The organism is Desulfobacula sp. (assembly GCF_021107415.1).
The window spans coordinates 1-12,119 of sequence record NZ_JAIOSW010000061.1 but is presented as its reverse complement, the minus strand read 5'-3'; the positions used below and the strand labels follow the sequence as shown (position 1 = coordinate 12,119).

The 12,119-nt window shown below is 41.9% G+C and carries 9 protein-coding genes and 1 pseudogene; 6 read left to right on the top strand and 4 right to left on the bottom strand.

Annotated elements, in window-relative coordinates:
* Positions 1–234: 234 nt before the first annotated feature.
* The 6 genes and pseudogenes from icmF (at position 235) to K8S13_RS03355 (ending at position 7,784) form a co-directional block, all read left to right on the top strand.
* Positions 235–3,491: pseudogene (gene icmF, locus K8S13_RS03380) on the top strand (fused isobutyryl-CoA mutase/GTPase IcmF).
* A gap of 69 nt (positions 3,492–3,560) precedes the next feature.
* A complete protein-coding gene (locus K8S13_RS03375) occupies positions 3,561–4,736 on the top strand; it encodes an acetyl-CoA C-acetyltransferase (protein ID WP_291460449.1) in 1,176 nt (391 codons plus the stop codon).
* A gap of 71 nt (positions 4,737–4,807) precedes the next feature.
* Complete coding sequence (locus K8S13_RS03370; protein ID WP_291460448.1) at positions 4,808–5,659, top strand: 3-hydroxybutyryl-CoA dehydrogenase; 852 nt, start codon at positions 4,808–4,810, stop codon at positions 5,657–5,659.
* A gap of 371 nt (positions 5,660–6,030) precedes the next feature.
* Complete coding sequence (locus K8S13_RS03365; protein WP_291460446.1) at positions 6,031–7,113, top strand: Xaa-Pro peptidase family protein; 1,083 nt, start codon at positions 6,031–6,033, stop codon at positions 7,111–7,113.
* 103 nt (positions 7,114–7,216) lie between these two features.
* Positions 7,217–7,456 carry a hypothetical protein gene (locus K8S13_RS03360; protein WP_291460445.1) on the top strand — a complete coding sequence of 80 codons (240 nt, stop codon included), beginning with the start codon at positions 7,217–7,219 and terminating at the stop codon, positions 7,454–7,456.
* Positions 7,437–7,784, top strand: a complete 348-nt coding sequence (locus tag K8S13_RS03355; protein WP_291460443.1) for a type II toxin-antitoxin system PemK/MazF family toxin — start codon at positions 7,437–7,439, stop codon at positions 7,782–7,784. The genes K8S13_RS03360 and K8S13_RS03355 overlap by 20 nt, the downstream gene beginning before the upstream one ends.
* Before the next feature lie 37 nt (positions 7,785–7,821).
* Here K8S13_RS03355 and K8S13_RS03350 read toward each other — a convergent pair whose 3' ends face one another.
* From K8S13_RS03350 to K8S13_RS03335, 4 genes are all read right to left on the bottom strand, one after another.
* Entirely contained in the window at positions 7,822–8,724 is a 903-nt protein-coding gene (locus K8S13_RS03350; protein ID WP_291460441.1) for a universal stress protein, read from the bottom strand.
* A gap of 22 nt (positions 8,725–8,746) precedes the next feature.
* On the bottom strand, positions 8,747–9,553 hold the full coding sequence (locus K8S13_RS03345; RefSeq protein ID WP_291460440.1) for an ABC transporter ATP-binding protein: 807 nt from the start codon (positions 9,551–9,553) through the stop codon (positions 8,747–8,749).
* Between the two features lie 184 nt (positions 9,554–9,737).
* Positions 9,738–10,961, bottom strand: a complete 1,224-nt coding sequence (locus tag K8S13_RS03340) for an ABC transporter substrate-binding protein (RefSeq protein ID WP_291460438.1) — start codon at positions 10,959–10,961, stop codon at positions 9,738–9,740.
* Positions 10,962–11,019: 58 nt separating this feature from the next.
* Positions 11,020–12,119: branched-chain amino acid ABC transporter permease (locus tag K8S13_RS03335; protein WP_291460437.1), on the bottom strand; the 1,100-nt coding region annotated here is incomplete at its 5' end.

The window sequence follows — 12,119 nt, the reverse complement described above, 5'->3', positions numbered from 1 at the left end:
GGTCACAATATATCGGTGCTGGGTCAGATGTGGGCTTTCCGGCGCTGGCATGTGCAGCGGAATTTTACCATTGAGGAATACATTAAAATTCAAACAGATTTTATTCTTGGACTTATATTTTAATAGAAATAAAAATTTTCATTTATTTTTTTTAAATTTTATGTCAGTTAAATTATAGTGTATAAACTTTGTTTAGTTTAATCAAACTCCCGAATGTCTGAAAAAGGAGAAACGATGAGTATGGAAACCGAAAGCTATAAACCCAAACATTCAGTTAAAATCGTTACGGCCACATCACTTTTTGACGGTCACGATGCTTCCATAAATATAATGAGAAGAATTTTGCAGGACTCTGGTGCCGAAGTGATCCATATCGGTCATAACAGGTCGGCAAAAGAAGTCGTGGATGCCGCAATAGAAGAAGATGCACAGGGCATTGCCGTATCCAGTTACCAGGGCGGGCATGTTGAATATTTCAAGTATATGGTGGATCTCTTGAAAGAAAGGAGTGGTTCACATATTAAGATTTTTGGCGGTGGAGGGGGTGTTATCATTCCTTCGGAAATGGATGATCTGCATGCCTATGGCGTGACCAGGATCTATTCTCCTGAAGACGGCGCAAAAATTGGGCTTCAGGGTATGATCAATGATATGATGCGATCCATGGATGTCTCTTCGGTTGATTTTGAGAATCTTGATTTTGAGAAATTGAATATTGATAATAAATATGTGACGGCAAATTTTATTTCTGCTGTTCAGGAAGCCAAAGCCAACGACCGGGAAGTATTTGAGAAAATTATTTCAAACATTGCCGAAATGGCAGACAAAAAGGATGTTCCCATCATCGGGTTAACCGGAACCGGTGGCGCAGGCAAGTCGTCTTTGACAGATGAATTGATCATCAGGATTCTCCACGATCTTAAAGACGTTAATATTGCCATTATCTCCTGTGATCCATCCAGACGGAAAACAGGCGGTGCCCTGTTAGGTGACAGAATCAGGATGAATTCCATAGAAACAGGTCGTGTCTATATGCGGTCTCTGGCAACCAGACGATCCGAGACAGAGCTTCCCGAGGCTTTGCCGGATGCAATCAATGTGGTCAAGGCGGCGGGTTATGACATTATTATTGTTGAAACTGCCGGTATTGGTCAGGGGGATTCAAGGGTGGTTGACCTTGTAGATATACCCATCTATGTCATGACGGCAGAATTTGGCGCACCCTCCCAGCTGGAAAAAATAGACATGCTGGATTACGCCGATATTGTTGTGGTGAACAAGTATGAGAAAAGGGGCAGTGAAGATGCATTAAGGGATGTGCGAAAACAAGTTCAGAGAAATCGTAAGGCCTGGGGTACGGATCCAAAAGATTTGCCGGTGTATGGAACCATTGCATCCAAGTTTAATGATGACGGTGTAACCGCCTTTTATCATGAACTTCTGGATCTCATCGCAGAAAAGAAAAATATTAAATATGAGTCTAGTATCCCAAGATCGGGTAAAAAAGCATCATCTTCAAAAACCATTATTATCCCGGGGGAAAGAACCAGATACCTTGCCGAGATTGCCGATGCGGTAAGAATATACCATAAAAACACCGAAGATCAGGCTGAAGCCATACGTAAACGCTGGCACTTGATTGAGGCTTCAAAAATTATGGATGATTATGGCCTTGACCAATTTCCAGATGCTTTGGAAAAATTTAAGCAGGCAGTTGCCGATGCCCAATCCCTTGTAGAAGGAGACACCGATAAGATTATTGATGAATTCAAGACCTGCAAAGAGATGTATGGGAAGGATGAATTGGTGTATCATGTTCGTGGCACGGAATTTAAGCTGCCTTTGTTCAGCAGATCATTGTCCCATTCAAAAATTTCCAAAATATCCCTGCCGCAATTCAAAGATCCGGGTGAACAATATAAGTGGATGAGAAAAGAAAACTTTGCAGGAAATTTTCCTTATACTGCAGGGGTGTTTCCTTTAAAACGGGCGGATGAAGAGCCCACCAGGATGTTTGCAGGCGAAGGGGGTCCCGAGGATACCAATCGGCGGTTCAAACTGCTTTCCGGCTCCTACCCTGCCAAGAGATTGTCCACAGCCTTTGATTCGGCCACCCTTTATGGATTTGATCCGGAGATCCGCCCGGATATTTACGGCAGAGTATCTGTACTCTGGATGATGTTAAAGTGCTGTATGACGGATTTGATCTGTGTGCCCCCAATACATCGGTCTCCATGACCATTAACGGTCCGGCGCCCATGATGCTGGCCATGTTTATGAATACTGCCATTGTTCAGCAGATGGAGAAGTTTAAAGAGGAGAATGGCCGGGAACCTTTAGAAGATGAGGTTGAAAAGATAAGACAATTTGCCCTGTCCAATGTAAGGGGAACGGTCCAGGCAGATATTTTAAAGGAGGACCAGGGACAGAATACCTGTATTTTTTCCATTGAATTTGCCCTGAGAATGATGGGGGATATTCAGCAATACTTTATTGATCAACAGGTGAGAAATTTTTATTCGGTTTCCATCTCAGGATATCATATTGCAGAGGCAGGGGCCAATCCCATTACCCAGCTTGCCTTGACCCTGTCAAACGGGTTTACCTACGTGGAATATTATCTTTCCCGGGGGATGGATATTAACTATTTTGCACCGTCTCTTTCCTTTTTCTTTTCCAATGGAATGGATCCGGAATATACAGTGATTGGAAGGGTGGCCAGAAGGATCTGGGCTGTGGCCATGAAATATAAATACAAGGCAGATGAAAAATCCCAGAAACTGAAATATCATATCCAGACTTCGGGCAGATCTTTACACAGCCAGGATATCCAGTTCAATGATATCCGTACCACTCTCCAGGGGCTGTGCGCCATTTATGATAACTGCAACAGTTTGCATACCAATGCATTTGATGAAGCTATTACCACGCCGTCTGCCGAATCTGTAAGGCGTGCCCTTGCCATCCAGTTGATTGTCAACCGGGAGTGGGGACTGACCAAGAATGAGAATCCTTTGCAGGGAAGTTTTATCGTGGATGAGCTTACAGACCTTGTGGAGGAGGCGGTTCTTATAGAGTTTGAAAGAATCACGGAAAGAGGGGGTGTGCTGGGTGCCATGGAAACCGGATATCAGAGGGGTAAAATCCAGGAAGAGTCCATGTATTATGAACACCTGAAACATTCAGGCAAACATCCCATTATCGGTGTTAATACATTTGAAGACCCTGATGCGGATTACGCTGAAATGGCAGATCATCTGGAGCTTTCAAGGGCGACTGATGACCAGAAGGATGCCCAGATTGCAAGGTTGAATACTTTTAAAGAGAGGAGTCAGGATAAATCTGAAGCAGCACTTGAAAAATTGAAACAGACTGCATTGAGTGGTGAAAACATGTTTGAAAGCTTAATGGAGACTGTCAAGGTTTGCAGTTTGGGGACTATCACCCATGCGTTATATGAGGTGGGCGGAAAATATAGAAGAAATATGTAGTATTTGGCCGAAAACCGTTAATTTTTCGTTCAAACACTATTAAAAAATAATTAAAGGAGATTTTTAAATATGAATAAGGCAGTAATCGTCAGTGCAACACGAACCCCTTTAGGAAGTTTTGGTGGAACAATAAGCAAAATCGGTGCAACAGATCTTGGAGCCCATGTGATACGTGAAGCCATTACAAGGGCGGGCATTGATGATAAAGAAATCAATGAGTGTATCATGGGCATGGTCCTGCCCTGCGGGTATGGCCAGAACCCGGGAAAAATTGCTGCTGTTAAAGCAGGGCTGCCTTGGGATGTTGAGTCCATTACAGTGAATAAGGTCTGCGGATCATCCTTAAAATCCGTCATGCTGGCAGCCCAGGCCATCCAGTGTGGAGATGCAGATGTGGTGGTTGCAGGCGGTATGGAAAATATGAGCAATGCACCCTATTATATGGATAAGGCCAGATGGGGCTTTCGCATGGGGCCTGGAAAAATTGAAGACCATATGGTCCATGACGGACTCTGGGATGTGATTAATGATTTTCATATGGGCATATCCAATGAACTTTGTTCTGAAAAATGGGAAGTATCAAGAGAAGTTCAGGATGAATTTGCAGCTGAGTCTTATAAAAGAGCCAATGCAGCTATTGCCCAGGGGCGATTTAAAGATGAAATCGTACCCGTGGAAATTCCCCAGAGAAAAGGTGATCCCAAAATTTTTGATACAGATGAATGCCCCAAAGAGACAAGTCTTGAATTTCTTTCAAAGATGAGACCTGCCTTTAAAAAAGATGGTGTGGGAACTGCCGGGAATGCATCCATTATCAGTGACGGAGCTTCAGCTTTAGTTGTCATGAGCGAGCAGAAAGCCAGGGAACTTGGCTGTAATATCATGGCCACCATTGGTTCCCAGGCATCCTATGGCATTGATATGAAATATGTTTTAATGGCACCGATTTATGCCATTCCCAAAGTATTGAAAAAAGAAGGACTTTCCATTTCAGATATTGAGCTGTTTGAAATCAATGAAGCTTTTGCCGGAAGCTCTTCAGGTATCGGCAGGGTATTGGAACTTGATCCTGAAAAGGTAAACGTTAACGGCGGTAGCGTTGCATTGGGCCATCCCATTGGTGCATCCGGTGCCAGGGTATTGACCACACTATTATATGAAATGGAAAAAAGAGATGTTAACAAAGGACTTGCCTCTCTTTGCCTGGGTGGCGGAGAAGCGGTTGCGCTTGTTGTCAACAGGTGATATGACAAAGAATAATCAAAGAGTACAATGAATTTAAATTTTTGGGATAGACGTATAATTAAGGAGGAACCATGGAAGTAAAGAGATTTGGTGTTATCGGATCCGGTCAGATGGGTAATGGGATTGCGCAGATTGTAGCTGCAAGCGGTCTTGAAGTCGTCATGAGTGATATTAAAGAGGAATTTTGTGAAAAAGGCATTGCCACTATTTCTAAAAATCTTGACAGGATGGTGAAAAAAGAAAGAATATCCGAGGATACAAAAAAGACAATCCTTGGCAGAATCACCACCACCACTGATTTAAAAGATATGGGGTCTGTGGACTTTGTGGTTGAAGCAGCCGTGGAAAGAGAAGACCTGAAATTTAAACTTTTTGAAGACCTGGATAAAATCTGTGCGCCTGAAGTGATTTTGTCCACCAACACGTCCTCTATTCCCATTGGAAGAATAGCTGCCAGAACATCCCGACCGGACAAAGTCATCGGTATGCATTTTATGAATCCGGTTCCTGTGATGAAACTGGTTGAAGTCATTAAGGGGCTTGCCACATCAAGTGAAACATTTGATATTACCTGGCAACTGTGTAAAGACTTTGGGAAAACCCCTGCAGAGGCCAATGATTTCCCGGGCTTTATTGCCAACAGGATATTGATGCCCATGATCAATGAAGCCGTCTTCTGCCTCTACCAGAGTGTGGGAAAACCCGAAGATATTGATACGGTGATGCGGCTGGGTGCCAACCATCCCATGGGTCCGCTTGCTTTGGCAGACCTCATTGGTCTGGATACCTGCCTTGCTATCATGGAGACATTGTATGATGGTTTTAAAGATTCAAAATACAGAGCCTGCCCGCTTTTGAGAAAATATGTTGAGGCCGGCTGGCTGGGAAGAAAGACGGGTAAAGGATTTTATGATTACAAATAGTGCCCGACCGAAAACCGCCCATTTTCCCGATTACTGCGTTGGGCTCAAATTTTAATCCTCGAAATACTCTATGTATTCCTCCGGTTAAAATTATCGCCCGCCTTGTACTCGAAAAAATTTGCAAGTTTCCGGTCAGACACTAAATAATTAATTTTAAAATTATCCTTAAATTAAAGCTGCGGCAAAGCATAGATAAAAGAATCAAAAGCTTTGCCGCAGCTTTTTTTATTGAATAAATAAATGGGATGAAACAAATGGTTCACTATGACCGAAGCACCCCTGAAAAGGAATTGCAATCAAGAATTATCGGGTTTCAGGAAAGACTTGTAAAAAGCCATGTTGATGGAGCTTTAATTTTATAAAAAGCAGATATGTTCTATTATTCAGGGACGGCCCAGCAGGGATGGTTGTATGTTCCGGATCATGGAGAACCATTGCTGATGGTATTTAAAGACTTCCAACGGGCCAAAGATGAATCAGGGTTTAAACAGGTGGTATCTCTTGTAAGTCCTAAAGAAATCCCTCGAACCATTGCAGCATTCGGGTATGCAATTCCAAACAATATAGGCCTTGAACTGGATGTACTGACCGCCAACCAGTATATATTATTTCAAGAAATATTTAGTGATTCGAACATTATTGATATCTCAATAGAGATACGACTGCAACGGGCTGTAAAATCAGATTATGAAATCTCCTTGATGCGGCAGGCTTCACAGATGGCGGATAAAGTCGCAGCGAAAGTACCTGATTTAATCAAGGAAGGAATGACCGAGATTGAGTTTGCAGGTTTAGTTGAAGCCTATGCCAGAACCCTTGGTCACCAGGGACTGATCCGAATGCGAATGTGGGACAATGATCTTTTTTATGGCCATATTATGGCAGGCTCTGGAGCAGCCATTCCAAGTTGCCTTTCCTCCCCCACCGGCGGCAGGGGTGTCAATCCCAGTATTGCCCAGGGACCGGGATTTAATAAAATCAAAAGAAATGAACCCATTCTTGTGGATTACGTCTTTGCTTTAAATGGCTATATCAGTGATCATACAAGAATCTTTTCTCTTGGTAATCTGCCGGAGGATCTTTTAAAAGCCCATGATGCCATGCTGGAAATCCAGGCGATGGTAATAAAGACTGCAATCCCGGGAAGTGTCACAGGTGAGTTATACGATATGATGATGTCTGAGGCCAGCGCCAAAGGATACAAAGACTATTTTATGGGTGCGGGAGAAAGAAGAATCCGGTTTGCAGGCCATGGGATAGGCCTTGAACTGGATGAATTTCCCTTTATAGCCGAAGGCCAGAAACTCTGTCTTGAAAAAGGCATGATTATTGCTCTGGAACCTAAAACATTTTTTTCTGGAAAAGGGGTGGTAGGGATAGAAAACTCATTTTTGGTAACAGACAATGGCCTTGAATCCCTTACAACATTCAGTGATAAGATAACAATATTATAACTGTAATATCTATATATTTTTTAATGTCTTTGAGAAGTAAAAAATACTTGCAATATATACAATAAGTGTATACTCTTTTAATAAAATAGATAGGGAATTCAATATGAAAACACTTTCATTAAAATTAGATGATTCAATCTTTCAGGACACAGAAAAGTTAGTGAAGGAATTTAATCAGCCTAGAAATCGATATATAAATGAAGCATTGAAATTCTATAATAAGATTCAAAACCGGAAGATTCTGGCCAGGAAATTTGAAACAGAATCTAAGCTTGTTAGAGAAGAGTCCATAATAGTTTTGGAAGAATTTGAAAAGCTATTAGATGTTAATCAAACAATATGAAATTTGGATTGCGGATTTAAAACCCAGAGTCGGAACCGAAACTGGAAAAATTAGACCTGTTTTGGTCATTCAAACAAATTTGCTGAATCCAATTCACCCTTCAACTATTATTTGTCCAATCACCACAAATGTTCAGAAACAAAGTGAACTTTTAAGAGTTCATCTGGAAAAAGGGACCGGTAATGTAAAAGAAGCTTGTGACATTATGATTGACCAAATTCGTGCAATAGATAACAAAAGACTTATTAAAAGAATTGGTATAATTCCAACACAAAAACAAGAAAAAGTCACAATAAATTTATCAATAATTTTTGATTTGCTTGATTAATCAATATCTTCTTTTTTTTTACTAATGATGGTTTGTATTATTTGCCGTATTTATCATCAAAGGAGTTCCAGAAGCTTCTGTCCTTGTCTCTCCAGCCTAGTCCAAAGGATTTGTCAAAGAAGGGTTTCAGATTGGAGAACCATGCACCATAACCCTGTTTGCCTTGTATCCGTGCCTTGATTACATCTGCCACATGGGTGACAAGATTGGCCAGCTCATCTTTGGGAATATAAGAGTCCGCACCTTTTTGAATGGATTCCTTTAAATTTTCCGGGGTCAGAGCGTGGGCAGTGAGCATGAGAGCAGGAACATCTTTTTTCCGGGCAAGTTCAAGAACATCATATCCGGAAACACCCATGATATCCAGGATCGCCATATCATATGGATTGTTTCCAAGAAGTTTTTTGGCTTCATCAAAAGTGGCGGCAGTATCAAGAGAACACATATCCAGAAGTTCTTCAACGGTTTCCAGGATATCAGGCTCATCATCAACCACCAGAATCCGCCGGTCTTTTAAAAGGTCTTCTGTTTTGATGCTGCCCAGTTCAAATTTGACAGTGGTGACAGGACAGGGCGCTTTAAGGATAACATATCGTGAGGTAGAGCCTAAAATGGCTTTCTGGGCTCTGGATTTTTTCTTTATGGCAAGAAAGATTTGATCAATTTCATTTTCTTTGGCAAATTTAACCAGATCTTCACCAGGAGAAAGTCCTCTGACGCTTTGCTGGACATCATATTCCACACCAGAATTTTCCATTAGTTTACCGGCAAAAGCAAGGCCTTGTTCTGCCTTTAAAATATCAGATTTTTTTTCAGAAGTTCCGCCTGCCATGGAAGTAATCACATAAACAAAGGCCTTGTTTGTCTTTGCAAAGTCCCTTGCCAGAGACAAAGCCAGTCTTCCAACTTCTCCACCATTATATCCAACCAGTATCTTCATAATGAACTCCTAAAATTACAGTCTACATCCAGCGTTTGCGCCGTTTATATGATTTTACATCTTTAAAGGATTTTCTGCCGCCGCCTTTGGTAATCCCCATATAAAATTCTTTTACATCCGGGTTGTCCTGCAGTTCTTTAGAGGGACCTTCCAGAACAATTTTGCCGGATTCCATGATATAGGCATAATCAGATACAGCTAGCGCCACCTTGGCATTCTGTTCAACAACCAGGATGGTTGTATCAAGTTCTTTGTTAATTGTTTTAATATTATCAAATATTTCTTTGACAAGAATGGGTGCAAGCCCCAGAGACGGTTCATCCAGCATCAACATTTTAGGCGCAGCCATCAATGCTCTTGCAATGGCGATCATCTGCTGCTCACCACCGGAACTGTAACCCGCCATTCTGTTTGTGACATTTGAAAGCCTTGGAAAATGCCTGTACATCAGTTCGTTGTCATTACGGATTTTTTTTGATCCGTCTTTTCTTGTAATGGAACCCACAAGGATATTTTCATTAACCGTCAGGTGTTTAAATACACGCCTGCCTTCAGGCACCATGACAGCACCCAGTTTCACAACGTCAGTACCCAAAAGCTGGGTGGTATCAGTGTTGTTAAATTTAATATACCCTTCCTTGATGGCACCATTCTCCGGTTTTAAAAGACCGCTGATGGCTCTTAGAGTAGTGGTTTTACCGGCACCGTTTGTCCCAAGCAATGCTACGATACTGCTTTGGGGTACATTAAGGCTGACACCACGCAGTACCTGAACAATGTCGTTATAGACAACTTCAATATTATTGACTTCAAGCAGATTGTTTTCCATAGGCACTTTCTTTATATTTTGGCTTTATATTTTGGCTTTATATTTTTAGCTTTTTTTTTGAGTTTAACTTACCGGAAAACAAAATCGATATAAATTCAGATTTCCGGTAAGTTAAGGTTCAGCTTAAGTCCTGAATCAATTTCATTGGACTTATTTTAATTGATTCATGCGCAATTTAAAATGTTTATTTAATTTTTTTCATGTATTCAGACTCCAACGGTGCCCCGACTGCTTTAAATACACCACTCTGTACACTGTAAATCTGAAGCATATCAACACCGGCACGATCTGTTTTAGAATAGGTTACCGGGCCAGTCGTTGTATAGGGGCTGTATGCATTGGCACCATTCATTTCGTTGAGCATTTTGTAAAGGTTTGCTTTGTTGACTTTAAGGCCGGCAGCTTTAGCTCTTCTTATAGCTTCTGTTGCAACCTGGGCAACCATGATGCCGGCTGCATAGTTATGGGAATCAGCAGCTTTTTGATCACGGCCGTATAGTTTTGCCAGGGCCAATTGTTTTGTAGTTCCTTCACCCGGAACTGAAGTAATATTGAAGGCAGTAATCCAGAAATAATTCTCAGTTGCAGTTCCTGCCAGAGCAATAAGATCATTACCACCGGTGTAATGAGCGCCCATGAAGGTAATTTTTCCTGCTTCACCAAAAGAAGATGCAGTAATTTTAAGACGCTGTGCATCTTTAATCATGGTTGCAACGGGAGACTGAATAGTCTGGCAGATCACATATTGAACGTTTTTGCTCATGAGACGTTTTAACATGGCGGTATTATCAAGGTCCTTGCCATGTTCAACAACTTCCACAAGGTCAATATTAAGTCCTGCTGCAACGGCTTTTTCTACATCTGAAACAGGACCACGGCCAAAGGCAGAAGGATGGACAAAAAGAGCCACTTTTGCTTTTCCGCCTTTATGATTCTTTGCAACATATTCGGCAAGAATTACAAGCTGGTCTGAATAGGATGCAATGGGAAGAAAGATATAGTTTGAATCATCCAGATTGCCTGCATGGTAGGAGGCAGGAAGAACTGCAATTTCTTCTTCTTCAAAATCCCTTTTCAATCCCAGAGTGGATCCGGTTGAATAGTTGAGATACATGACAATGCCATCATCAAGATACTCCTCAAAATTTCTTTTGGTGACATCGGTTTTGTATTGATCATCTCTGATAGTGCAGTCAATTGTGTCGTCCCCAAGTATTTTGGTTTCATTTGCAAATTTAAAATAATCTTCCGTACCTTTTGCATAAGGATTGCCTGCATCAGATGTCGGCCCTGTAATTGCCAGGGACATTCCCATTTTGTAAACCTTTCCTCCTGCATTTACAGATGCGGCAAATGCAAACATAACGACAAGAATTAGTAATGCTGTTAAAAAACTTTTGCTTTTCATGTTTCTTCTCCTCCTGTTGAGTTAGTTACTAAAAAATATATAAAGGTGTAAATTAACCTTAATACCGGAATGGCCATAATTTGGTGTATGATTTTACGATCCTCCACCAGTTTGCAATCCCCCGGGGCTCAAACATTAAAAACAGGACAATCACCAGACCAAATGTAAAGGGTTTCAATGCTGTTGCCAGATTCATACCTGACGGCATGTATTGACCAACGGTTTCAGCAAGGCTTTCCACCTGGAGATCTAGAAATTTTATGGCAACCGGTCCCCAGAAAGATCCGTTCAATGTTCCCAATCCTCCGACAATGGCCATGGCAAGATAGCCAATGGATTCATGGAGGGTAAAGGATTCAAATCCGACCCCCCTGTAAACGTAGGCGTGCAACGCCCCTGCTACTCCTGCAAAAAAACCGGCCAGGGCAAAGGCATAGACCTTTGTAAGTCCTGGATTCATTCCCATGGCATCTGCTGCCCTGTCATTGTCCCTGACAGCCACAAGGCTTCTGCCATATCTGGTTTTTAAAAGATTTCTGATCCCAAATCCCAGGAGAATGACAATGGTCAGGATAATGAAATACCAGAACAGGTAATGATCTTTTCTTCCAATTTTACCGGTAAACCAGAAAACCCTGCCAACATAAATGGTCTGCCCCTGGTTGAAAAAGGTCATGAATTGAATCGTCCATTCAAAAATCATCTGAAATGACAGGGTTGCTATGGCCAGATACAGATGCTTCAACCTGAGTGCGGGCAGGCCGACAATTGCGCCAAACACGGCACCTACAAGCCCGCTGATAATGATCAGCACCGGCCAGAAATGCGTAATAATAATATGGGAATCTCCCATTGTTCGACAAAAAGATGCTATGGTATACGCACCAATACCCACAAAGGCGGCATGACCTATTGATATCAGGCCGGCAAACCCTGTCACAAGGTTCAGACCCATGACGGCAACAATGGCAATGAGAATATTGTCAACAACCAGCATGTATTTGTTGCTCAGCTCGAACAGCAGGGGCCATCCAAACAGGAGGACCAGAAACAGGGTGAAAAATGATCTGTCCAGGCTTGTTAGAAATGTTCGCTGTTCCTGTTTATACGTCGTAAAAAAATTTCCTGTTGCTAACCATTGATTTGCTGACATAGATT

Bases quoted from the DNA above. Each gene is read 5' to 3' on its own strand.
- K8S13_RS03375 (WP_291460449.1), top strand. From the start codon at position 3,561: ATGAATAAGGCAGTAATCGTCAGTGCAACACGAACCCCTTTAGGAAGT.
- K8S13_RS03370 (WP_291460448.1), top strand. From the start codon at position 4,808: ATGGAAGTAAAGAGATTTGGTGTTATCGGATCCGGTCAGATGGGTAAT.
- K8S13_RS03365 (WP_291460446.1), top strand. From the start codon at position 6,031: ATGTTCTATTATTCAGGGACGGCCCAGCAGGGATGGTTGTATGTTCCG.
- K8S13_RS03360 (WP_291460445.1), top strand. From the start codon at position 7,217: ATGAAAACACTTTCATTAAAATTAGATGATTCAATCTTTCAGGACACA.
- K8S13_RS03355 (WP_291460443.1), top strand. From the start codon at position 7,437: ATGTTAATCAAACAATATGAAATTTGGATTGCGGATTTAAAACCCAGA.
- K8S13_RS03350 (WP_291460441.1), bottom strand. From the start codon at position 8,724: ATGAAGATACTGGTTGGATATAATGGTGGAGAAGTTGGAAGACTGGCT.
- K8S13_RS03345 (WP_291460440.1), bottom strand. From the start codon at position 9,553: ATGGAAAACAATCTGCTTGAAGTCAATAATATTGAAGTTGTCTATAAC.
- K8S13_RS03340 (WP_291460438.1), bottom strand. From the start codon at position 10,961: ATGAAAAGCAAAAGTTTTTTAACAGCATTACTAATTCTTGTCGTTATG.